Source organism: Streptomyces rubellomurinus, from assembly GCF_000961885.1.
Lineage (GTDB): Bacteria > Actinomycetota > Actinomycetes > Streptomycetales > Streptomycetaceae > Kitasatospora > Kitasatospora rubellomurina.
The window spans coordinates 1-669 of the sequence record NZ_JZKH01000286.1; the positions used below are offsets into that span (position 1 = coordinate 1).

1 protein-coding gene is annotated in these 669 nt (G+C 75.5%); it reads right to left on the reverse strand.

The features are described from left to right. Positions 1-669 (reverse strand): polyketide synthase dehydratase domain-containing protein (locus VM95_RS37855; RefSeq protein WP_045706091.1); only part of this gene is annotated, 669 nt, incomplete at both ends.

Consider the following 669-nt stretch of genomic DNA (forward strand, 5'->3'; position numbering starts at 1 on the left):
GATGTCGGCGAGGCGGGTGTACAGGTCCTCGACGGGCAGCGGCTCGGCGTCCTGCGGCGGCCACTGCTCGGGCCAGTCCGCGACGGGCGCCGCGTCGGCACCCAGCACACCCCGGGCGTGGCAGGTGATGTCGCGCTCGCCGTCCTCGGCGTCGGTCTCCGGGCGCGAGTAGAGCGCCACGGTGCGGCGGCCGTCCGCGTCCGGTTCGCCGAGGGTGACCTGCAGCTGCCGGGCGACGCCGTCCTCCAGGATCAGCGGCGACTCCAGCACCAGCTCGTCCACGACCGGAACGCCGAGGCGGCGGCCGGCGGCGATGGCCAGCTCGACCAGCGCCACGCCGGGCACGACGATGGTGCCGAGCAGGATGTGTTCGGCGGCCCAGGGCTGGGTCTCGGTGGAGACCCGGCCGGTGAACACCCACTCGTCCCGGTCGCCGACCGAGATCGCCGCCGCCAGCAGCGGGTGGTCCATCCGGCCGAGCCCGGCCGCGGCGGCGTCCGCCGTCCCGGCGGTCGGGGCGATCCAGAAGCGTTCGCGCTGGAAGGCGTAGGTGGGCAGGTCGACGGCTTCGGCGCCGGTGCCCGCGTAGAAGGCGGTCCAGTCGACGGCGGTGCCGGCGGTGTGGGCCTGGCCCACGAAGGCGGCGAAGGTCTCGCGGTCGTCCTGCTT